This is a genomic window from Nonomuraea sp. NPDC001684, assembly GCF_053596515.1.
Window position 1 is genome coordinate 1 of sequence record NZ_JBSFGJ010000914.1, and the last position, 1,056, is coordinate 1,056.

The 1,056-nt window shown below is 76.0% G+C and carries 1 protein-coding gene; it reads left to right on the forward strand.

The window, feature by feature from the left end; all coding sequences use genetic code 11:
• Positions 1-80: 80 nt before the first annotated feature.
• Positions 81-1,056 (forward strand): Sua5/YciO/YrdC/YwlC family protein (locus ACWCSD_RS53045; protein ID WP_449927660.1); only part of this gene is annotated, 976 nt, incomplete at its 3' end.

The following is a 1,056-nucleotide window of genomic DNA, read 5'->3' on the forward strand; positions in this document are numbered from 1 at the left end:
TTCCTGGCCGGATGGCTCATGGATTGGGACGACGAAAAGGCGCACGACCTTTCCCCGTTGGCGACCGGCTGCTGACCACCATGGCCGGGTTCGCGATGTGCGCCGGCTGCTCGGCCGAGTACCACGACCCCGGCGACCGCCACTTCCGCGCCGAGTCCACCTGCTGCCCGGCCTGCGGCCCGTCCCTGCGCCTGCTGGACGCCCGCGGCGCCGAGCTGTGCGGCGACCCGGTCAGCGCCTGCGCGACCCTGCTGCGGGCCGGCCGCGTCGTCGCCGTCAAGGGGCTGGGCGGGTTCCACCTGGCCGTGCCCGCCGCCCACCAGGAGGCCGCCGCGGCGCTGCGGGCCCGCAAGCACCGCGCGGAGAAGCCGTTCGCCGTCATGGTCGCCGACCTCGACCAGGCCCGCCGGCTGTGCGCGGTCGACGGGCAGGGCGCCGCGCTGCTCACCGGCCGCGCGCGCCCGATCGTGCTGCTGCCCCGGCTGCCCGGCGCGCCCGTCGCCGACGCCGTCGCGCCCGGCAGCCGCGACCTCGGCCTGATGCTGCCCTGCACGCCGCTGCACCACCTGCTGCTCGCGGAGCTGGCCGAGCCCATCGTCCTGACCAGCGGCAGCGTCGGCGACGAACCCCTCGCCTACGAGGACGCCGACGCGGTCACCCGGCTCGGCGGCATCGCCGACGCCTTCCTGGTCCACGACCGGGCCATCCACGTGCCCGCCGACGACTCGGTGCTGCGCCCCTGGTCCGGCGGGCACACCGTGCTGCGCCGCGCCCGTGGCCACGCGCCCGAGCCGCTCACGCTGCGCCGTCCCGCGCCCCGCCCGGTGCTGGCCTGCGGCGCCGAGCTGCGCAGCACCTTCTGCCTGGTACGCGGCCGGCGCGCGTTCCTGTCCCAGCACATCGGCGACCTGGACGACCAGGAGACCCTGCGCTCCTTCGTCGAGGGCATCGACCACTTCTGCGGCCTGTTCGACATCCGTCCCGAGGTCGTCGCCCACGACCTCGACCCCGGCTACCTGTCCACCAGGCACGCCCTGGAGCTGACCGGCGTCGAGC